This is a genomic window from Hymenobacter sp. BRD128, from assembly GCF_013256625.1.
Lineage (GTDB): Bacteria > Bacteroidota > Bacteroidia > Cytophagales > Hymenobacteraceae > Hymenobacter.
In genome coordinates this window covers 2,475,218-2,496,399 of record NZ_CP053908.1, presented here as the reverse complement: position 1 = coordinate 2,496,399, position 21,182 = coordinate 2,475,218, and the positions used below count along the sequence as shown (strand labels likewise).

Here is a 21,182-nt window from a genome sequence, read left to right as displayed (position 1 = left end):
GTGTGAAAAATATGTGCTAACGTGTCGCCTCACCCCCCGGCCCCCTCTCCGAAAAGGAGAGGGGGAGCCGGACGTTTGGACTAAAAGCTCGTAATTATTTTGCTGTAAATAGACCTACATCGTAAAGCCAGAACGTAGTCGGCAATTCAGCCCAAATTTGCGGGCTTGATAAACAAAATGAGCAGCTGTATCTATGTCTGCTTCAGCTACTGGAATTTCATAACCGTCTTTAATAGTAATAAAATCAATGTGTTCCACGGCTTCTTTTAAGTCAACGTGAAACAGTTGCTTATATAATTTTACAAGCTCCAACTGCTTATAATCAACGTCCTGTAGTCGCTCTATCAATGCGATGCTAGGCATAGGGTGAGGCTACTCTATTTTTTAAGTTTTGTCAGGCTCCCCCTCTCCTTTTCAGAGAGGGGGCCGGGGGGTGAGGCGACACGTTAGCGCGCCGCCTTATACGTCTCCACCGAAGCCAAAAAGTCGTCAAACAGATACTCGGTATCCACGGGCCCGCCGGCGGCTTCGGGGTGAAACTGCACCGCGAAGAACGGCTTGGTTTTGTGGCGGATACCCTCGCAGGTGCCGTCGTTCAGGTTCTCAAACAAGCCTTCCCAGTTGGTGGGCAAGTTCTTCATATCCACCGCGAAACCGTGATTTTGCGAGGTCACGTAGCACTTGTTGGTGCCGAGCTGGCGCACGGGCTGGTTGTGGCTGCGGTGGCCGTATTTCAGCTTGTAGGTGCTGCCGCCGCAGGCTAGGCCCATGAGCTGAATACCCAGGCAGATGCCGAAAATCGGCTTGTCGCCGGCCAGCGCGGTGCGCAGGTGGCCGATGGTTTTCTCGCAGGTAGTAGGGTCGCCGGGACCGTTGCTCAGGAACAGGCCGTCGTAGTCGAGCTGGTTGAAATCGTAGTCCCAGGGCACGCGGGTTAGCTCCACGTCGCGCTCCAGCAGGCAGCGGATGATGTTGTTTTTCACGCCGCAATCGACCAGCACGATTTTGTGCTTGCCGCTGCCGTAGCGCTTCACGCCGTCCACGCTCACCTGGGCCACGAGGTTGTCCTCGTTGGGGTCGTGCAGCGGAATGTCATGGTCAGGCGTCACGATTTTGCCGAGCATCGCGCCTTCTTCGCGCAGCTTCTTGGTTAAGAAGCGCGTATCTACGTCGTAGATGCCGGGGATATCGTGCGCGGCCAGCCACTCGCTTAGGCTTTGCGAGGCGTTCCAGTGATTGTACTCTTCCGAATAATACGACACTACGAGGCCCGCAATGTGCACCCGGCTCGATTCGAGCGCGCTCGAAATATCCTGCTCAATCTGCTCCATCGGCACGCCGTAGTTGCCCACCATCGGGTAGGTCAGCACCAGAATCTGGCCCCGGAAGGAGGGGTCGGTCAGGTTCTCGGGGTAGCCCGTCATGGCCGTGCTGAACACGACCTCGCCCGCCGATGCCGTGTAGGCCCCAAACGACTTGCCTTCAATTTCGGTACCGTCGGCTAATACCAGTTTTACCAGCTTCGTATTTTCCACGCTTGTTGGGTTATGTGTAAAATGGAGCGGTGCTCCGTTGGTCGCTACTTGATTGATTCACAAAGCCTTTTGCACACGTTGAGCTTGCCAAATACCTTATCCGGCTCGAACGACTTGTTCTGGCGAGATAAGATGTTTGGCAAGCTCAACATGATGGATTACGAAGGTTAGTCCTGCTCGACTACCGTGTTATCGACCGCAAATTTAGCCGGTTCCAGCGCGAATAGCGCCTGCAAAAATAGGTCAGCCTCGGCCTTCGTGATGTTAAGTGGTGGTAATAAGCGCAGTACGTTCGGGTCGCTGGCGTTGCCCACGAAGATGTGGTGCTCGAACATCAGCTTGTCGCGCATCTCCTTAACGGGGAAGTCGTACTTCACGCCAATCATCAGTCCGCGTCCGCGCACCACCGTGGCCTGGCTGTGGGTGCGCAGCTCCTGCATTATGTAGGCACCCAGTTCGGCCGCGTGTGCTACGAGGTTTTCCTGCTCCAATACTTCGAGCACCGCCAGGCCCGCCGCGCAAGCCAGGTGGTTGCCGCCGAACGTGGTGCCCAGCAAGCCATACGACGCCTTAAACTCCGGCGAAATCAGCACGCCGCCAATCGGGAAGCCGTTGCCCATGCCCTTGGCCGTGGTGATGATGCCCGGCCGAATGCCCGCGTGCTGATGCGCAAAAAACTCGCCGCTGCGGCCGTAGCCACTCTGCACCTCGTCGGCAATGAGCACCACGCCGTGCTGCGCGCACAGCGCCGCCAGCCCCTGTAAAAAGGCATCGGTTGGCAGCACCACGCCGCCTACCCCCTGAATCGGCTCAATAATGCAGGCGCACACCAGCTGCGCTTGCATCACCTGCTCCACGGCCGCGAGGTCGTAGGGCACGAAGCTTACGCCGTGGCCCGCGTTGAAGGGCGCCACGATTTTGGGGTTGTCGGTGGCGGCTACCGCGCCCGAGGTGCGGCCGTGAAACGCACCTTTGAACGCAATAACGTGGTTTTTGCCGGTGTGAAACGACGCCAGTTTCAGCGCATTCTCATTGGCCTCGGCCCCCGAGTTGCACAGAAACAGCGTGTAGTCGGGGTAGCCCGACAACTCGCCCAGCTTCGCGGCCAGCTCCTGCTGAATCGGGATTTTCACCGAGTTGGAGTAGAAGCCGATTTTGGCCACCTGCTCCTGCACGCGCTGCACGTAGTGCGGGTGGCTGTGGCCGATGGAAATCACGGCGTGGCCGCCGTAAAAATCCAGGTATTGCTGGCCGTTCTCGTCCCAAAGCGTCGCGCCCAGTGCCCGCACCGGCGTGATGTTTACGAGCGGATAAACGTCGAAGAGATTCATTGTTTTTAGAAGGTTATCTTTTTAGTAGACCGTCATGCTGAACGCAGTGAAGCATCTTAGCAGGTTCGTTGAAATAGCTAAGCCAAGCCTCTAATTATATCCAACCGATTACTCGGTGCATTTGGAGCGAAGAAATCCGAAATAGTATTCTCATTTCTTCGTGGTCGGCTCAAAAATTTTGGCGACCACTCAGTTAAGCGTTGTTCCTTCTTATGGATGAATTCGCCAGGCTCAGGTTCTTCAATATATTCTTCTTGAAGGATAAGTGCTAGCGGTTCTTCTGCGCCAGCGCTTTCGAGTGAAAACTCCTGCGCTTCTTCATATGTCTCAAAAACGTAGTAATAATCATCACCATTTTCGGTGTCTGGTGCTCCATCATGTGGATGGCACCAAACTCGGTACTCTAAAACATCATCCCAAACGTAGCCGCCACCTGCTCCGACGACTGCCGGATAAGTGCCTACAAGGCTTGGGTCTTTGACACTTGGGTACTCAGACATTGGTGAAGCTTATGGGTCAGTAGTTACAAGCCTGCCAAGATTCTTCGACAAGCTCAGCATGACGTTCGTTTTGCTGACGTTCTATATTTAAAAAAACGAAGCCTTACTTTTCAACCCCGCCGTTTCCTCTAAGCCAAACAGCAGGTTCATATTCTGAATAGCCTGCCCTGACGCGCCTTTCAGCAGGTTGTCCAGCGCGGACGTGATGAGCACCTGGTCGTCGTGCTTAGACACGTGCAGCAGGCATTTATTGGTGTTCACCACTTGCTTGAGGTGAATTTCCTTTTCCGAAACTATCGTGAAGGGCGCATCGCGGTAGTAGTCGGCGTACAACTCTTGTACTTCTGGTATTAAAAGTTCGCAGGTAGTATAAACCGAAGCGAAGATGCCCCGCGTGAAATTGCCCCGGTAGGGGATAAACCGCACCGGCTTATCAAAGCTTGGCTGCAAGCCCATCAGCGTTTCGCCAATCTCGCTTAAATGCTGATGGGTGAAGGTTTTATAGGTCGAAATATTGCCGGTGCGCCAGGTATAGCCCGTTGTTTCGACGAGGCCCCGGCCCGCGCCGGTGCTGCCCGTAATGGCCGAAATGTGCACCGCATCATGCAGCTGCCCAGCGGCCGCCAGCGGCAATAGCGCCAGTTGAATGGCCGAGGCAAAGCAGCCCGGATTGGCAATGCTGTCGGCGGTGCGAATTTGCTCGCGGTTCATTTCCGGCAGGCCGTACACGAAATGCCGGCTGGCTACGTCACGGTCGGCCGCCAAGCGAAAATCATTGCTCAGGTCAATGACTTTCGTGCTGGCTGGCAGGTTGGCTTCGAGCAGCCACTTGCGCGAGTTGCCGTGGCCGAGGCAGAGAAAAACTACGTCCTCGTCGCCGGCTAGCTCGCTGGCAAAAGTTAGGTTGGTGTCACCCAGCAAGTCCTCGTGTACCGAGTGCAGCGGCTGCCCGGCCTGCGTCGAGCTGACAACCGCGCCTATTTCGGCCTGCGGGTGGTGTAGCAGCAAGCGCACCAACTCGCCTGCCGTGTAGCCCGCGCCACCTACGATACCGACCTTAATCTGCTTGCTCATCTTGCAGGCTAGCGTGAATCTTCAGCTGATTCCCGAAAATCTTAATGAAGCCCCGCGCGTCGCGCGAATCCCAGGCGTTATTTTCTTCGCCGTAGGTCGCCACCTTTGATTGCATCATATCGTACTTCGACTCAATGCCGAGCAGTTCGAAGTGATAAGGCCGCAGCTCTACGAACACCGTGCCCGTCACGCGCTCCTGCGACGACACCAGGAACGCCTCGAAGTCGCGCATGGCGGGGTCGAGGTACTGCGCCTCGTGCAATAGCGTGCCGTACCAGGTGGCCACCGGCTCCTTGTGCAGCTGCTGCCAGCGCGAGAGCGTGTGCTTCTCCAGCAAGTGGTGCGCCTTGATGAGCAGCAGCGCCGCCGGCGCCTCGAAGCCCACGCGGCCCTTAATGCCTAGAATAGTATCGCCCACGTGCGTATCGCGGCCAATGGCGTAAGCGCCGGCTAGCTCATTTACCTGCTGGATGAGCGACACGGCATCCATGCGCTGGCCATTCAAGGCCACCGGCTCACCCTTTTCAAAGGTGATTTCCAACTGGCTAGGCTCCGTTTTGGAAAGCTGAGTGGGGTAGGCGCTCTCGGGCAGGGCCTGGCGCGAGGTCAGCGTTTCGACGCCGCCCACGCTAGTGCCCCAAATACCCCGATTGATGGAGTATTTAGCTTTTTCCCAGCTCATTTCGAAGCCTTGGTCTTGCAGGTATTGAATTTCCTGCTGGCGCGATAGTTTCTGGTCGCGGATGGGTGTAATAATCTCGGTATCGGGCGAAATAACGGCAAAAGCCACGTCGAAGCGCACCTGGTCGTTGCCGGCGCCGGTGCTGCCGTGCACAATGTATTGCGCATTTTCGCGCTTAGCATATTCGGCAATGGCTAGGGCCTGAAACATGCGCTCGGCACTCACCGAGAGGGGGTAGGTGTTATTCTTCAATACGTTGCCAAACAGCAGGTAGCGCAGGCAATCGTGGTAGTAGCGCTGGGTGATATCAATCACTTCGTGCTTTACTGAGCCCAGCTCGTAAGCGCGCTTCTCAATGGCGGCTAGCTCCTCGGCCGAAAAACCGCCCGAGTTCACGATAACCGTGTGCACTTCCAGGTCGTGCTCACGCGAGAGGTTCACTACGCAATACGACGTGTCGAGCCCGCCGCTGTACGCTACAATTGCCTTTTTTTTCATTATTCCGAAAGAGTAGGAGTCGAAGAAGGGGTTTCAGCCTCGTTTTCCGAGGCGGGTAGTGGCGCCGTGATGTCATCGAAGACCATGCCCGTGCACAAGCACATTTTGCGCTCGTTTTCCATCAGGATGCCGAAGTTTTTGCAACTCTTGCAGCCCTTCCAGAAGTCTTCGCTGGTGGTGAGTTCCGAGAACGTGACCGGCTTGTAGCCCAGGTCGCTGTTGATTTTCATCACGGCCAGGCTGGTCGTGATGCCGAAAATCTTGGCGTCCGGATACTTGGAGCGCGAAAGCCGGAACACCTCGCGCTTGATGGCGCGGCCCAGGCCGTGCTTGCGCAGCTCGGTATTCACCACTAAGCCCGAATTGGCCACGAACTTGCCGCTCTCGAAGGTCTCGATGTAGCAAAAGCCGGCTAGCTCGCCCTCGACAAACGCGATAACCGCGTTGCCCTGCACCATTTTAGCTTTCACGTACTCCGGGTCGCGCTTCGCGATGCCAGTGCCCCGCTGCTTGGCCGATTCGATGTACCATTGACACAGCAGGTCCGCGTACTGCGTGTCTGCTGCTGTCGCAACCCGTATTGTCATTTAATTTAAAAGAAAGACTTAGGAAAGAAACGCAGTTTACCGGCTCTCGCCTCGGCGAGTTGTGCGGCAGAAAACCCGAAATCTATCGGTAAGCGGCTGGGCTCGTTTACAGGTGGCTCAGCAAAGCTGGCCCGCAGCCAGCACCCGGCAGTTGAAGCCGGCTAGGGTCGTCGCAACAATGCGCAAACCAGGGGGCGCACGCTTTCCACGCCCAAGCGGGCCGTGGTGGAAAGCAGAGAATTGGTGCGAGCCAAGTAAGTCATTGTAGGAAAGTAGCCGTGGGCTAGCAAGTGAACCAGCAAACCAGGGGCCATAATGGAGCCGCAAAGGTAAAAGTTCCTACTTTTGCCCGCAATAGGCTGAGTAGTTTTTTTCGCCAGGATGGCCGCGCCTGGCGATTACCTAATTATGAACAAAGCAGAGATAACTATTTATAAAATCGGCGGCGCTATTATCGACAATGTAGCTGACCTAACCAAATTTCTACATTTGCTAGCCCACGCTAGTGGGCCAAAAATCCTGGTGCACGGCGGGGGCAAAGGGGCTAGCACCATGATGCGCGAGCTAGGCCTTACGCCTCAGCTCATTAATGGCCGCCGCGTAACGGACGCCGCCGCGCTCGATATTGTCGTGATGTTTTACGCCGGCAAAACCAATAAGCAAGTAGTGGCCGAGCTTCAGCAGCTGGGAGTGAACGCGCTGGGCCTCAGCGGCGCCGATGGCAACGTTATTCAGGGCGTAAAGCGGCCGGTTAAGGATATTGACTACGGCTTTGTGGGGGACTTGACACCGACTGGTATCAACGCGCCACTGCTGCAGCAATTACTTGCGGCGGGTATTACGCCCGTGCTATGCCCCATTATTCACGATGGGCACGGACAATTATTAAATACCAATGCCGACACCATTGCGTCGGCCGTGGCGGTGGCCTTGGCGACGAGCTTCAACGTCACGCTGCACTACTGTTTTGAGAAAAATGGAGTGCTGCGTGATGTGCACGACGACCAGTCAGTGATTCCTCAAATTACTTCTGCTACTTATGCAGAATTGAAGCAGCAAGGAATTATTGCCGATGGCATGCTGCCGAAGCTGGAAAACGCGTTTTCGGCGCTCAATCAAGGGGTAGGGAAAGTAATTATCAGCCACGCCCTGCGCATTGAGACGGACTTACACACGGTGCTATGTCTGAATTAATTGCCCAACTGAGTGAGGAAGCGATTGGCTTATTAATTCAATTAATTAAAACGCAGTCCTTCTCGCGTGAAGAAGCCGGCACGGCCGATATTCTGGCGCATTTTCTAGCGCAGCATGCAATTCCGGCTCAGCGGCGGGGCAATAATGTATGGGCAATAAGTCGCAATTTTGACCCGCAAAAGCCGACAATTCTGCTTAATTCGCATCACGATACGGTAAAGCCAGGTGTTGCCTGGACGTACCCACCCTTGGGCGCGGTGCTGGAAGGTGATAAATTAATTGGGTTGGGTAGTAACGATGCGGGCGCTTCAGCGGTGAGTTTACTGGCGGTATTTCGCTATTTTTATGACCGTCCCCAAGCCTTTAATCTAATTTGCGCCATTACAGCGGAAGAAGAAATTTCGGGTGCCAACGGGATTAAAAGTATTTTACCGGAGCTAGGCAATATTGACCTTGGGATAGTGGGTGAGCCGACTGGCATGGACGCTGCCGTAGCCGAAAAAGGCTTGCTCGTGCTCGATGGGGTAGCGCGTGGCCGCACCGGCCATGCCGCTCGCAACGAAGGTGATAACGCACTGTACAAAGCGCTGGATGATATTAATTGGCTGCGGAGCTATCAATTTCCGAAGGTGTCGCCACTGCTAGGACCGGTAAAAATGACCGTGACGCAGATAAGCGCGGGCACCCAGCACAATGTAGTGCCCGATGAGTGCCGCTACGTGGTAGATGTGCGCCCTACGGAGTGCTACAGCAACGAGGAAATTCTCGCAATAATCCGCGCTAATGTGCAGGCCGAAATTACACCGCGCTCCACGCATTTGCAGTCGTCAGGAATTGTGTTAACGCACCCGCTGGTACGCAAAGCAGTGGCGATGGGCAAAATGACCTACGGCTCGCCCACGCTGTCCGACCAGGCGCTAATGCGGTTTACGACGCTGAAAATGGGGCCGGGCGACAGCGCCCGCTCGCACGCGCCGGATGAGTTTATTCTGCTAAGCGAAATCCGCAGCGGAATAGCGGATTATATTGAGTTACTGACTGATTTTGAACTTTAATTTTCGGTAGTCCAGCTGTCCTACTGCGGCAAGCTCAGCAGGACAGCTGGAACCATTCGCTGCGCTAAATGAAAATCTGGGAAAAAGGCTTCTCCGTCAACGATAAAATTGAGCAATTCACCGTGGGCCAGGACCGGGAGTTGGATATGTATCTGGCGCCCTTTGATATGCTGGCTTCCAGGGCGCAGGCGAAAATGCTGGCTAGCATCGGCCTGCTATCTAAGGAGGAAGAAAACCAGCTGTTGACTGGCTTGGACGAATTGCTGGCGCAGGTTGAAAATGGCACGTTTCGGATTGAGGCGGAATTCGAGGATGTGCACTCTAAAATTGAATATTATCTGACCGATAAATTTGGTGACGCGGGTAAGAAAATTCATACTGCACGCTCGCGCAATGACCAGGTTCTGACCGCAATTCAATTATTTATTAAAGATTATACCGAGAAAATTGGCGCTAAAATTCTGGAGTTAGCCGACTTATTAATTCGACAGGGCGAGAAATATAAAAATGACCTGCTGCCGGGCTACACGCATTTTCAGGCGGCGATGCCGAGCAGCTTCGGGCTGTGGTTTGGCGCATATGCCGAGCACTTGCTGCTGGATATGAGCTTGCTGGAAGCTGCACACACGGTGGCCGACCACAATCCGCTAGGGTCGGGCGCGGGCTTTGGCAGCAGCTTCGGTATCGACCGCGAGCAAACAACGCGCGACCTGGGTTTTGGTAGCCTGGCTATTAGCGCGGTGGGCGCGCAAATGCTGCGCGGTAAAACCGAGAAAACGCTGGCTTTTGCCATTGCGGGCGTGGCGGGTACGCTCAGCAAGCTGGCGTATGATTTGGTGCTGTATAACAGCCAGGATTTGGGCTTCGTGAAATTGCCTAAGGAATTTACGACCGGCTCCAGTATTATGCCGCACAAAAAAAACCCCGACGTATTTGAATTGGTCCGGGCGCATTGTAACCGGCTGCAAGCCTTGCCTAACGATATTATTCTCACCATTAATAACCTGCCGAGCGGCTACCACCGCGATTTTCAAATTTTAAAGGAGATATTATTCCGGCCGATGGTGCAGTTTGCTGCCATCCTGGATATTCTGCTTTTTGCGGTGCCAGTGCTGGAAGTAGTGCCGGGCGTAATCGACCAGCCGAAGTACGATGCCATTTTTTCGGTCGAGAATATCAACCAGCTCATTCAGCGCGGCGTGCCGTTTCGGGATGCGTATAGGCAGGTGGGGCAAGCGGTGGACACGGGTGCCTATGTGCCACATAAAGAGTTTACTACTACGCACTTAGGTAGTGTGCACCGGCCAGGGCTAGCCGAGCTGGGCGAGCGCTTGCGGCAGGTGCGCGAGCGGCTGGCCTGGGCTAGCCAGGCGGCAGCCGGGTAGGGGGCATGGTAGGAAGGTCGCAACCCGCAGCGTAGCTTAGCCGCTACACTGCTGCTACTTCTACCAAAACCCGTATGAAAATCACGAAGCTGCTCGTCGCTAATCGCGGCGAAATAGCCATCCGCGTATTTCGCGCTGCCTCCGAGCTAGGTATCTCTACCGTTGGTATTTATACCTATGAGGACCGTAATTCGCTGCACCGCTACAAGGCTGATGAAGCCTACCAGATTGGGCGCGACGATGAGCCGCTGCGGCCCTACCTCGACATTGAAAGCATCATTCGGGTGGCCAAGCAGAACGGCGCCGATGCTATTCACCCCGGTTACGGCTTTTTGAGCGAGAATGCGGCCCTGGCCCGGCGCTGCCGTGAGGAGGGCATCATTTTCGTGGGGCCGCGCCCCGAAGTAATGGAGGCGCTCGGTGATAAGGTGGCTGCGAAGGAAGTAGCGCTCAAGTGCGAAGTCCCGCTCATCGAAAGCAGCGAAGCCGACCTGACGGATATTGACGTGGCCCTGACGGAGGCGCACCGCATCGGCTACCCCGTGATGCTAAAGGCGGCCAGCGGCGGCGGCGGGCGCGGCATGCGCGTGATTCGCGACGATGAGCAGCTGCGCAAAGGCTTTTTTGAGGCGCGGAATGAGGCGCAAAATGCCTTTGGCGACGACACCGTTTTTCTGGAAAAATTTGTGGAGCGGCCCAAGCACATTGAGGTGCAATTGGTGGGCGACCAGCACGGGCACCTCACGCACCTCTACGAGCGCGACTGCTCGGTGCAGCGGCGCTTTCAGAAGGTGGTGGAAGTGGCGCCGGCCGTGGACCTTACCGAGTCGCTGCGTCAGCGATTGTATGACTACGCCTTGAAAATCGGCCGGGCCGTGGGCTATGACAACGTGGGCACGGTCGAGTTTCTGGTCAACCCCGAGCTGGACCGCATTTATTTTATCGAGGTCAACCCCCGCATTCAGGTTGAGCACACCGTGACCGAGATGATAACGGGCGTGGATATCGTTAAAACGCAGCTCTACATCGCCTCCGGCTACCCGCTGGAGGCGCCCGAAATCGGGCTGGGCCCTACTGTGGTGGTGCCGCGCATGGGCGTGGCGGTGCAGTGCCGCATCACGACCGAGGATGCCACCAACGATTTTAAGCCCGACTACGGCACCATCGTGGCCTACCGCTCGGCGGGCGGCTTTGGTATCCGGCTCGACCAAGGGTCTGTTTACCAGGGCGCTATTATTTCGCCGTTCTTCGATTCGCTGCTGGTGAAGGTGTCGGCCCACGCGCCGACCCTAGCCGGCGCGGCGCAGAAAATGCTGCGCACGCTCGACGAGTTTCGGGTACGCGGGGTGAAGACGAATATGCAGTTTTTGCAGAATATCGTGCGCAACCCCGAGTTTCAGGCCGGGCACGCCACGGTCGATTTTATCAAGGACAACCCGGACCTGCTGAAATTTAAGACCCGGCTCGACCGGGCCACGCGCCTGCTGCACTACATCGGCGAGGTGGTGGTGAATGGCAACCCCGACGTGGCCGGCCGCGTGGATGAGCGCCGCCAGATGCGCAAAGTGCCGCTGCCCCAGGCCGACCTGAGCCAGCCCGCCGCGCCCGGCACCCGCCAGAAGCTACAGGAGCTCGGCCCCGAAAAATTTGCCGAATGGCTGCGCCAGGAGCCGCTCATCCACTACACCGATACCACGCTGCGCGACGCCCACCAGAGCCTGCTGGCCACCCGCATGCGCACCATCGACATGCTGAAGGTAGCCGACCGCTACGCCCGCCAGCACCCCCAAACCTTCTCGCTGGAGGTGTGGGGCGGGGCCACGTTCGACGTAGCGCTGCGCTTTTTGCACGAAGACCCGTGGGCCCGGCTAGCCCGCCTGCGCGAGGCGGTGCCGAATATCCTGCTCCAGATGCTCATTCGGGGGGCTAACGGCGTGGGCTACAAGGCGTATCCGGATAATCTGACCGAGCGATTTGTGGCCGAGGCGGGCGCGAAAGGCGTGGATATTTTCCGCATTTTCGACTCTTTGAACTGGATGAAGGGCATGGAAGCCTGCATCCAGTTTGTGCGCAAGCAAACGACCGGCCTAGCCGAGGGCAGCATCTGCTACACCGGCGATATTCTGGACCCTAGCCGGCCCAAGTACAACCTCCAGTATTACCTGACCCTGGCCAAGCAGCTCGAAGACGCCGGTGCGCACATCCTCTGCATCAAGGATATGGCGGGCCTGCTGAAACCCTACGCGGCGGCCGAGCTGATTCCGGCGTTGCGCGAGACGGTAAAAATCCCCATTCACCTACACACCCACGACACCAGCGGCTTGCAGCCCGCTACTTACCTCAAGGCCGTGGAGGCGGGCGTGAACGTGATTGACGTGGCGCTGGGTGGCTTGTCGGGCCTTACCTCGCAGCCCAACTTCAACTCGGTGGTGGAGATGCTGCGCCACTCGCTGCGCCACCGCGAGTTTAATCAGGCTAGCCTCAACGAGTTTAGTGACTACTGGGAGGCGTTGCGCGAGCAGTACTATCCCTTCGAGAGCGGCCTGCTGGCCAGCACGGCTGAGGTGTACGAGCACGAGATTCCGGGCGGCCAGTACTCCAACCTGCGGCCCCAGGCGGCGGCGCTAGGCTTGCTCGACCGGTTTGAGGAAGTGAAGCACCGCTTTGCCGATGCCAACCGGCTGCTGGGCGATATCCCGAAGGTGACGCCTTCGTCGAAAGTCGTGGGTGACCTGGCGTTGTTCATGGTCTCTAATAAGTTATCGCCCGAGGAAGTGGTAAGCCGGGGCGCCACCCTGAGCTTTCCGGAGTCGGTGCGCGAACTGCTGCGCGGCGACATCGGCCAGCCGCTGGGTGGCTGGCCGGCCGACGTGCAGAAGGCCGTGCTAAAGGATGAAAAGCCTTTTACCGACCGGCCCAACGACCACCTGGCGCCCATCGATTTTGAGAAGGAATGGGCCGCATTCCAGGAAAGCAACCCCGGCGCGCAGTTCACCGATTTGCTCTCCAGCCTGCTCTATCCCAAGGTGTTTGATGAATACTGGAAATTCCGGCTGGAATACGGCGACGTAAGCCGGATTCAGACGCCGGTGTTTTTCTTTGGGCTGAAGGAAGGCGAGGAAACCATTATTGAGATTGCGCGCGGCAAGTCGATTATTATCCGCTTGCAGTCCATCGGCCCGGTGAATGAGGAAGGGATGCGCACGGTGTTTTTTACTCTCAACGGCCAGACGCGCAACCTCGAAGTGCGCGACCAGCACGTGGAGGTAAAAACCGTGCACAACCAAAAAGCCGACCGCGCCAATTCCAAGCAGGTAGCTGCGCCGCTGCAAGGGCTGCTGAGCAAGGTGCTGGTAGCCCCCGGCCAGCAGGTAGCCAAAAACACGCCGCTCTTCGTCATCGAAGCCATGAAGATGGAGACCACCATCACGGCCCCCGACGACCTGACGGTGGGCACCGTGGCGCTGGCGGCCGGCACCCGCGTGCAGGCCGACGACCTGGTACTGACGCTGGCCTAGCCGCCGCTAGCTGCCGTGGAGGTGAGGCGGCCCGCTCACCTCCACGGCCAGCAGCGACACGCCTGCCGACTGGCCGTTTTCCCGGTAAGCCTGGCAGGTAATAGCCAGGTAAAGGACCGTAGCCAGCTGGTTGCCAAACTGGGCCACAGTCAGCGGCATGGCCGGGACCACGCGCGTTTCGCCGGTTTGGTGCACGTGGTCGAGTAGCGCCACCAGGTTGTGCGTTATTGCTTCGGGCAGGGCTTCGGCGGCGGCCTTACCCAGCAACGCCCGGCCCGGAAAAAGCCGCTCAAAAGCCGGGTTTACGTAGGTGAACTGGTGCGCGGGCCCGCGCACCAGCGCAATGGCTGCCGACGTGTGGGCTAGCAGCTCTTGCAGCGCCGTGCCCTCTTGAGCCTGCCGGTAGGTGGCGGCCTGCGCTTCGGCCCGCAAGGCTTCGGCCTGCTGCTGCGCCAGCACCTGTTCGGTTACATCCACGATAAAAGCCAGAATACCTTGGGTTTGGCCCTGCGCGCTCTTTAGCGGCTGGTACAGAAAGTCAATGTATTTAGGTTCGGGGGCCAGCTGGCCGCTTACCAGCGCGTAGAGCCGAGCGGGCTGCCGCTCGCCCCAGTAAGGCTGCCCCGTGGCGTATATCTCGTCCAGAATGGCGGTGAAGCCCTGCGCTACCAGCTCCGGAAACAGGTCGGCTACGGGGTGCCCTAGCCGGGCGCGTCCGCTGGCCAAGACTTGGTAGCCGTCGTTGAAAAAAGCGAATCGGTGCCCGGGGCCCACGAAGGCAGCTACCGCCGCGGGCAGCTGCTCCAGTATCAGGTGCAGTAGGTGCGGTGGCTCGACGGCTGGCCGGTCGGCGGGCGGCGTCAGGACGTGCTTGTCGGGGTTTTCCAGTCGCTGCGGAGCCGCAGCCAGCGCCGCACTGGCCGCTTGCAGCTCTTCGCGCAAGTGCTGGATTTGCTGGCGGGCCAGCACCTGCTCGGTCGCGTTGTAGGCAAAGACGGAGAGGCGGTCGGCGTGGCCGTCTTCTAGGTGAGCCTGGTAGGTGAAGTTGAAATACTGCGGGTGCTGCTGGCTGCCGGGCTGCGGGCTAGCCAGCGGCACCTCGGCCTCCAGAAACGTTTCGCCGGTGTCGTACACGCGGTCGAGCAGCGCGATAAAGCCCTGGTTCAGAACTTCGGGTAGTACTTCGGCGGCGGGCAGGCCTTCCAGCGGCCGGCCGCCGAATAGCTGCGCGAAGGCCGGGTTTACGTATTCGAAGCGGTACTCGGGCCCGCGTAGCAAGCAAATGGCAGCCGGCGTGTGGGCCAGCACCCGGCGCAACGCCTCGCGTTCCTGGGTGAGCTGCTGGTTGGCCTGCTGCGCCCGCGCCAGGGCTCCGTCGGCGGCCGCCCGCCGGGCCGCGTCCTGGCTGGGCCGAGCCGTGGGCATCAGGCTCACGACTAGCTGCGGGCCCTGCCGTTGCGCCAGGGCTTGCCAGCCGGGTAGGGTGCTGAGGTTTTGAGAGTCGGCCTCCCCAGCCAGATAGGTGAAGCGGTAAAATTGAAATGCTGCGGTATCGCCGGGCCTGAGCGTCAAGAAGGAGCCGGTCGGAAACTCGGGCAGGCCTAGCAGGCGCTGGGCAGCGGGATTAAGCCGTAGCATCTTGAAATCGACCAGCCGAGCCGGGTCGCCCGCCGCGTAGAGCGGCTGAAAGTGCATAATGCCGGTTTCCGAAGTGTCCAGCAAGCCAGCCGGAATAACCAGCTCGGTAAGCGACGGGACTACGGAAAGGGGCATAAAAAAGAAGTGCAATCGCTACGATAGAGCTAAGGTAGTCAGCAGGCTGTAGCCGAATAAGGTATTCGCTCAACCTGCCTAAATGCGCGCTGAAGCCTCAGCGTTACCAGGTGACTGTCGAGGTAAATGCGAATGACAAACCAGCATGGCCTGCCAGAGCAGCCATCCGGAAACCGGGCTCGCACTAGGCGCCAGCTGATTTCGCAGGTTATAAAAAAATCTTTCGCTGTCTAAGCCGGCTTCAACAGCCATTCGTTCTCGTCGGTCTTACTTTTATCACGCCCTGCTGAGCGCTACTCAAACTGCCGCAAGCATTCTGGATGTGCCACCGGAAATCACACGCTCTGCTGCGCTGGCCCACAGGTAGGCGCTTGGATAGCCGCGTGCCCCAAGCGAGCAGTCTGAGCAGGCCCTGACTAACCCGCCCGCCGCCCTGGCGGTGGCGGCGCTAGCCTTCGCCCCTGGTGTTGGTCGGGCATTAATCCGCAATTTCTTATAAAACAGACCACTTGATGCGAAATATTCTCTTGCTAGGGCTGCTGGCAACCTGTGCTTTGCCCGCCGCGGCGCAACGACGGGGGGCCAACGTATCGGCTGCTACTGTGAAGCGGGTGCTCACTGCCCTGGCCGCCGACGATATGCAAGGCCGCGCCACCGGCCAGCCCGGCAACCTGAAGGCCGCCGAGTTTCTGGCCACCGAGTTTCGGCGCATCGGCTTGCAGCCCTTGCCGGGTGCCACGGGCTTTATGCAGGAGTTTCCGGCTTATCAGTCGGCCGTGACCAGCGCCAGCGTGACGCTCGATGGTGTGGCGCAGCCGGCTAGCCAGGTGCTGGCCTTTACCACGCAGCCGGCGCTCGACTGGACCGAGAAAGATGGCGTAGAGCTGCTGGTGCTGGGGCCTAGCGACAAGCTCCAGGCGCACTACCGCGACATTTTCCGGCCTGCCAAAAACCTGCTGGTGTTGCTCGACCCTAGCCAGGCTGCGCAGTTTAAGGCCCTGGCCGAACAGCTGGGCCGCCCCCGGCTGCGGGCCGAGCAGGCCGCCAACCCGTATTCAACGGTGCTGGTGCTGGCCCCCGCGCCGGCTAGCCCGCCGGCCTACCGGGTGGCGGCTACTACCAGCACCACCACGCTCACGCTGCGCAACGTAGCCGGCTACCTGCCGGGCCACGAGGCGGCCCACGCGGCCGAAAAAGTTATTTTTTCGGGCCACTACGACCACCTGGGTATTGTCAAGCCCGCTATCGACGGCGACTCCATTGCCAACGGGGCCGACGACGATGCCAGCGGTACCACGGCGGTAGTGGCACTGGCCGAGTATTTTAAAAAGCGCAATGACAATGCCCGCTCACTGATTTTTGTGACCTTCACGGCCGAGGAAATCGGTGGCTTTGGCGCGCGCTACTTTTCGCAGCAGCTCGACCCGAAGGAGCTGACCGCGATGTTCAACATCGAGATGATTGGCAAGCCGGCCAAGTTTGGGCCGAACACGGCATTTATTACGGGCTACGACAAGTCGGATTTTGGCCAGCTGCTGCAAGCCAACCTGCAAGGCACCAAGTTTAAGTTTGAGCCTGACCCGTACCCCGAGCAAAACTTGTTTTACCGCTCCGACAATGCCACGCTGGCGCGGCTAGGGGTGCCCGCCCACACCATTAGCACCGACCAGATTCCGACCGACAAACTCTACCACAGCGTCGGCGACGAAATGAGTAGCCTGGATGTCAAGAATATGACGCGCGTAGTGTCGGCCATTGCGCGCAGCGCCAGCGGCATTGTGGCCGGCCGCCAAACGCCCACCCGCGTGGCCCCGGAAAAAGTTGACAGGTAATGAGTAACAACAGTATTTCTACTATTCATTACCCGTGACTAGGGCAGCGGCACGGCCTCTAGCTGGGCGAGTGGCGTGCCCGTGCGCCCGGCATCGGCGTAGAGGAGCAGCAGCTTGCCCGTGATGCGGTAGGCGTGGGTATTTTCCAGGGCCTGCGCAAAGGCCTGCTCGGTTTCAAGCTCGGGGCAGGTCATGCGCGTGCTCTGGAGCGGGGCAAATTGCAGCTCGCCATCATCGGTGGCCGGCTTCAGGGCGCCCCTAAAGCGGTTGCAGCCACCGAGGCCTTCGGCCGTGCCGGCCGCGCTGATAAATAAGTAGGGTGTTTGATTGGGCGAGGCTACCTCGGCTACGGGCTGGCTACCTACCTGCCGCAATACCCAGCGGGTTTCGCGCAGCGAGGCATCGGGCGTGATGGAGGTTGCCATCGGAGTAGTTGCACTACGCTCCGTAACGCGCTGGCAGGCCGCGCCGGTTAGTAGTATGCAAGGCAGAAGAAAGGCAGGGTATTTCATAGTTGCAAGAAAGTAAAAAAAATAGCCGACCTGCCCTATACGTGGCAGGTCGGCTTAAAGTGGCACTATAACGGACCAGGTTAGCTTTTTACGCTACTGAGCCAGGCGCGCAACGCTAGTTGCCGCCTAGCCGGAAGGCCAGGCCCACGCCCACAACGGTAGCGCCGGCACTCACCCCGCCCAGCACCCGGCCCACCGTGGCGTCGAAGCGCAAGCCGGTCCAGGGCCGGTAGTAAAGCCCGGCCGTGACGCCGCTCGTGAGGTTGGCGCGCCCCCGGCCGTAGCCCTCTACGAAGTAGCCGGCTTTGTCGCTAACGGGCGCAGTAAGGGCGAGCGAGCCGATATACTGGCCGCTTATCTCGCCATTAAACACGTCGGCTAGGGTAAGGCCGCTTTGTACGAAACCAAAGTTGGCTTCCAGCGCGGCGCGGCGGCCCAGCTGCTGGCTCAGCAGCACGCGCCCGGCGGGGGCCCAGGTGCTGCGGCGCAAGCCATACTGGCCGGTGTTGGGTAGGGCGGCTTCAAAAAGCAGACTCATCTGAAAACGGCTGGCCCGGTCGGGCGTTAGCATCAGTTTGGCACCTACCGTGAGGGGCGCCCAGCCCGCCGAGTCGGCGCGCACAATGGGCACCTCGCCGCGGCTGATGGCCGGCGTGCCCGGCGACCCAAATACGTAGGGCTGCGTGAGGCGCAGCTCCATGCTGTTCCAGAAGCCGATGCGCAGCGTGTTTACGTTGCTGCTCACGCCCACGCCCGCCCGGGGCGAAAAGCGCTGGATACCCGTTTCAAGCTGAAACTGGCCCGGCCGCAGCACACCGGCCGTAATGGTCTGGCCGGGGCGGTCGGGGCGAATGTGCTGCACAAACGGCGCGTCGGCGTTGTCGTTGTTCTCATCCGGCGTGTTCTGGGCCAGGGCGGGGGTGAGGCGGCCTGCAAGCAGGGCGGCCAGCACCAGCGGAGTGGTCTTGCGCATGGCTATTCGACACGCAACCCACCGCGATAGTTCAACGTATAAGGCCGCCGCGCCTAGCTAGGAGCTAAAAATAAAGGGATAACGGCCCCTATTGCGGCCGTTATCCCTTTATTTTTAGCGACAGAAAATTTTACTTGGCAGCCTGAATAGCCTGCACGGCGGCGGCGGCCTTGGCCTGGTTTTCGGCCGCGTGGGGCTTGCCGGCCTGGGCCGCGGCGCCCTGCTGAATGGCATCCACCAGGCGCTTGTCGAACCCGTAGGCGCGAAGCTGCGGTATCATCGCTAGTGCCTGCAGCCGGTCCACGTCCTCGCCAAAGGCCGTCGGGTCGTCGAGGCGGCCCAGCATCTGCATCATCGGCTGAATGAGATTATAGCGGCCCCGGCCCTGGGCATTATCATAGGCGGTGCGGATGTAGTTCCACTGCTCCCGGCCGCCGTGTAGCGCATACACGCCCGTCACGGCTCCCGACAAGTGAGCATCATTTTCCAAGGCTTTAGCGCGGGCCAGCGCCGTGGGTGCGTCAATCTCCGCTAGCCCCTGCAAGCCAGCGCCCTGCACCCCATACGACTGGTTGGCCAGCGCGGCAGCCAGCACTTTGCTGTCCTTCTTGTCCTTGAGCTGGCCCAGCGCCACCAGCGCGGCGGCGCGCACGTGCGGCTCGGCTTCGGAGGTAGCGAGCTGGCGCAGGGTGGGCGCAGCGGCTTTGGCCACGCTCTTATCATCCATTTTCAGGCCCTGGATGGCGGCAATGCGCAGCCCGTAAAACTTGTCCTTGAGGGCGGCCAGCACCACGGCGCGGGCGGCCGGGCTGGTGGTTTGGGCGGCCACGGCGGCGGCCAGGGCCTCTCGGCGGTCTACGTACAGCGGGGCGTGGCTGTACTGGTAAAGGCTCTCCGTTAGTGGCTTATTATCAGTTTTTTGCCACACGGTAAACTTCTCGGCGTCCACGTTTACCAGCTCTGGCTTGGCGGCCAGGGGCATGGTGAAGGTCTGGCTAGCCTGGGTCATCAGCACGCGCTGGCGCTGGGCCTTGCCATTCACGTAGTAGTCGATGGCCAGCGGCAGCTGAAACACCTGCCCGCTCTGCGTCTGCTTGATGGTCACGCTTTGGGTTTTGCTGCCCGCGTCCCAGCCGTAGTCGATGCTTACCACTGGGTGGCCCGCGCCGTAGTACCACTGGTTGTAGAACCAGTTTAAATCCTGGCCCGACACGGCTTCCATGGCTAGCCGCATCTGGTGGGCCTCGCCGTTGCCAAACTTGTTGTCGGTGAGGTATTTCTGCAAGCCGGCGAAGAACACGTCGTCGCCCAGGTAGGTGCGCAGCATCTGCACGATAGCGCCGCCCTTTTGGTAGCTTACCAGGTCAAATACGTCCTCCTTGTTATTGTAATGGAAGCGCACCAGGTTCTTGGCTGCATCGCGGGGGCTAGCCAGGTAGGCCTGCACGTAGCGGTAGTTGTGGGCATCGGCGGCATCCTGGCCGTACTTGTGCTGGGCGTAGAGGGCTTCGGAGAAGTCGGCCATCGACTCGTTCACGGTGATGTTCGACCACGACTCGGCCGTCACGTAGTCGCCAAACCACTGGTGAAACAGCTCGTGCGCAATCACCGACTCGCTGCCGTACTCACGGTCTACCAGCTCGCGGGCATCCATCTGCACCTGCTCGCCGTGCAGCGTGGCGGTGGTATTTTCCATGGCGCCGCTCACGTAGTCGCGGGCTACAATCTGGGCGTACTTATTCCACGGAAACTCGACCCCTAGCCGGGTCGAGAAAAACTCCAGCATGTCGGGCGTATTACCAAAAATCTGCTTGGCAAACGGCGCGTACTTGGGCTCGAGGTAATAATTGACCTCCTTGCCGCGCCACGTGTCCTTGTAGATTTTGAAGTCGCCCACCGCCATCATAAACAGGTAGGGCGAGTGGGGCAAATCCATTTTCCAGGTATCGGTGCGCAGGCCGGGGCCGGCGGGCACCTGGCTCACCAGCTGGCCGTTGCTGAGCGTGGTGTACTTGGCCGGCACGGTCATGGCGATTTCCTCGGTCGTCTTCTGGTTGGGCCGGTCAATGGTGGGAAACCAGGCCGACGAGCTTTGCGTCTCGCCCTGCGTCCAGATTTGCACCGGCTTGCCCTTTACCGCGCTGTCGGGGTTAATAAAATACAAGCCCTTGGCATCGGTAATGGCCGCCGAGCCCTGCACTTGCAGCTCGTCGGGCTTGGCCGTGTACTCAATGTATACCACGTACTGCTCGCCGGGCTTGAAGACGCGGCCCAGGTTGATGCGCAGGTTATTCTTATCCGAATAATCGTATTTGAGCGGCTGCTGGCTAGCCCCGTTCATCAGCGCCACAGTCTTGATGTCCATGCCTTGCGCGTCGAGGCGCAGCGTGTCGGTGGCCACGGCGTGGGGCTTCAGCGTCACCCATTCCTGGCCGTAGAGGTAGCGCTTGGCGTAGTCGAAGCGCACAGCCAGCTTGGTGTGGACCAGGTCGTTGGTTTTGGTGGCCGAGGGCTGGTAGGGCGCGTTGGCGGCGGCCATCGGCGTAGAGGGAGCCTGGGCCTGGGCCGGGCCCGCCAGCAGCAGGCAGCCCGGCAGCAGCGCAGCAAGGAGCGTGGGTTTCATCAAAAAGGGGAGGGGAAAGCGGAGTAAAGGTCAAAGATGCACGGCTGCCCGGCAAAGTTGCGCCCCGCTAGCCGCCCTTAACGCAACGAGCCGGCCGCTAGGGTAGCGGC

16 protein-coding genes are annotated in these 21,182 nt (G+C 59.1%); 5 read left to right on the top strand and 11 right to left on the bottom strand.

Annotated features, from left to right (window positions below):
* Positions 1 to 114: 114 nt before the first annotated feature.
* From GKZ68_RS11095 to GKZ68_RS11065, 7 genes are all read right to left on the bottom strand, one after another.
* Positions 115 to 363, bottom strand: coding sequence for a hypothetical protein (locus GKZ68_RS11095; RefSeq protein ID WP_173114584.1), 249 nt, complete (start codon positions 361 to 363; stop codon positions 115 to 117).
* 83 nt (positions 364 to 446) lie between these two features.
* Positions 447 to 1,535, bottom strand: a complete 1,089-nt coding sequence (gene carA / locus GKZ68_RS11090; RefSeq protein ID WP_173114581.1) for a glutamine-hydrolyzing carbamoyl-phosphate synthase small subunit — start codon at positions 1,533 to 1,535, stop codon at positions 447 to 449.
* A 167-nt stretch (positions 1,536 to 1,702) separates the two neighbouring features.
* Complete coding sequence (locus GKZ68_RS11085) at positions 1,703 to 2,866, bottom strand: aspartate aminotransferase family protein (RefSeq protein ID WP_173114578.1); 1,164 nt, start codon at positions 2,864 to 2,866, stop codon at positions 1,703 to 1,705.
* Positions 2,867 to 2,943: 77 nt separating this feature from the next.
* A complete protein-coding gene (locus GKZ68_RS11080; RefSeq protein ID WP_173114575.1) occupies positions 2,944 to 3,366 on the bottom strand; it encodes a GCN5 family acetyltransferase in 423 nt (140 codons plus the stop codon).
* An 87-nt stretch (positions 3,367 to 3,453) separates the two neighbouring features.
* Entirely contained in the window at positions 3,454 to 4,440 is a 987-nt protein-coding gene (argC, locus tag GKZ68_RS11075) for an N-acetyl-gamma-glutamyl-phosphate reductase (protein ID WP_173114572.1), read from the bottom strand.
* The gene (gene argG, locus GKZ68_RS11070; RefSeq protein WP_173114569.1) at positions 4,424 to 5,620 is read right to left on the bottom strand and encodes an argininosuccinate synthase; all 1,197 of its coding nucleotides are present in this window, start codon (positions 5,618 to 5,620) and stop codon (positions 4,424 to 4,426) included. Before argG ends, argC begins: the two co-directional genes overlap by 17 nt.
* Positions 5,620 to 6,207: a GNAT family N-acetyltransferase gene (locus GKZ68_RS11065; RefSeq protein ID WP_217275240.1), complete on the bottom strand. Its 588-nt coding sequence runs from the start codon at positions 6,205 to 6,207 to the stop codon at positions 5,620 to 5,622. The genes argG and GKZ68_RS11065 overlap by 1 nt, the downstream gene beginning before the upstream one ends.
* Before the next feature lie 408 nt (positions 6,208 to 6,615).
* Here GKZ68_RS11065 and argB point away from each other — a divergent pair, with 408 nt between their 5' ends.
* The 4 genes from argB to GKZ68_RS11045 all read left to right on the top strand — a co-directional run bounded on the left by argB (position 6,616) and on the right by GKZ68_RS11045 (position 13,359).
* Positions 6,616 to 7,401 (top strand): acetylglutamate kinase, encoded by a 786-nt coding sequence (gene argB, locus GKZ68_RS11060; RefSeq protein WP_173114555.1) that lies wholly within the window; start codon positions 6,616 to 6,618, stop codon positions 7,399 to 7,401.
* Complete coding sequence (locus GKZ68_RS11055; protein WP_173114552.1) at positions 7,389 to 8,456, top strand: M20 family metallo-hydrolase; 1,068 nt, start codon at positions 7,389 to 7,391, stop codon at positions 8,454 to 8,456. The genes argB and GKZ68_RS11055 overlap by 13 nt, the downstream gene beginning before the upstream one ends.
* A gap of 68 nt (positions 8,457 to 8,524) precedes the next feature.
* A complete protein-coding gene (gene argH, locus GKZ68_RS11050) occupies positions 8,525 to 9,841 on the top strand; it encodes an argininosuccinate lyase (protein ID WP_173114549.1) in 1,317 nt (438 codons plus the stop codon).
* A gap of 74 nt (positions 9,842 to 9,915) precedes the next feature.
* A complete protein-coding gene (locus GKZ68_RS11045; RefSeq protein WP_173114546.1) occupies positions 9,916 to 13,359 on the top strand; it encodes a pyruvate carboxylase in 3,444 nt (1,147 codons plus the stop codon).
* A 6-nt stretch (positions 13,360 to 13,365) separates the two neighbouring features.
* On the opposite strand, the gene GKZ68_RS11040 is transcribed toward GKZ68_RS11045, so the two are convergent.
* The gene (locus GKZ68_RS11040; protein ID WP_173114543.1) at positions 13,366 to 15,132 is read right to left on the bottom strand and encodes a PAS domain-containing protein; all 1,767 of its coding nucleotides are present in this window, start codon (positions 15,130 to 15,132) and stop codon (positions 13,366 to 13,368) included.
* 512 nt (positions 15,133 to 15,644) lie between these two features.
* Here GKZ68_RS11040 and GKZ68_RS11035 point away from each other — a divergent pair.
* Positions 15,645 to 16,964 (top strand): M20/M25/M40 family metallo-hydrolase, encoded by a 1,320-nt coding sequence (locus GKZ68_RS11035; RefSeq protein WP_173114539.1) that lies wholly within the window; start codon positions 15,645 to 15,647, stop codon positions 16,962 to 16,964.
* 38 nt (positions 16,965 to 17,002) lie between these two features.
* Here GKZ68_RS11035 and GKZ68_RS11030 read toward each other — a convergent pair whose 3' ends face one another.
* The 3 genes from GKZ68_RS11030 to GKZ68_RS11020 all read right to left on the bottom strand — a co-directional run bounded on the left by GKZ68_RS11030 (position 17,003) and on the right by GKZ68_RS11020 (position 21,072).
* On the bottom strand, positions 17,003 to 17,476 hold the full coding sequence (locus tag GKZ68_RS11030) for an META domain-containing protein (RefSeq protein WP_173114536.1): 474 nt from the start codon (positions 17,474 to 17,476) through the stop codon (positions 17,003 to 17,005).
* Positions 17,477 to 17,591: 115 nt separating this feature from the next.
* On the bottom strand, positions 17,592 to 18,449 hold the full coding sequence (locus tag GKZ68_RS11025) for a transporter (RefSeq protein WP_173114533.1): 858 nt from the start codon (positions 18,447 to 18,449) through the stop codon (positions 17,592 to 17,594).
* A 130-nt stretch (positions 18,450 to 18,579) separates the two neighbouring features.
* On the bottom strand, positions 18,580 to 21,072 hold the full coding sequence (locus GKZ68_RS11020; RefSeq protein WP_173114530.1) for a M1 family aminopeptidase: 2,493 nt from the start codon (positions 21,070 to 21,072) through the stop codon (positions 18,580 to 18,582).
* Between the last annotated feature and the right edge of the window lie 110 nt (positions 21,073 to 21,182).